General features: G+C 48.2%; 1 protein-coding gene. It reads left to right on the plus strand.

What is annotated here, in order from left to right; translation table 11 throughout:
* Window positions 1–226, plus strand: a 226-nt coding sequence (locus D7Y04_RS46340; RefSeq protein WP_233601899.1) for a hypothetical protein, incomplete at both ends; no start/stop codon positions are given.

Consider the following 226-nt stretch of genomic DNA (forward strand, 5'->3'; position numbering starts at 1 on the left):
ACGGAAGGACCTGGGATCACTGGTGGGATAGATACTGAAGCACCACTTATTACTGGTGAAATAGAAACGACAGTACCTCATACCACTGTGAAAACGGACACGGAAGGACCTGGGATCACTGGTGGGATAGATACTGAAGCACCACTTATTACTGGTGAAATAGAAACGACAGTACCTCATACCACTGTGAAAACGGACACGGAAGGACCTGGGATCACTGGTGGGA

This window comes from Corallococcus sp. AB038B (genome assembly GCF_003668955.1).
Lineage (GTDB): Bacteria > Myxococcota > Myxococcia > Myxococcales > Myxococcaceae > Corallococcus > Corallococcus exiguus.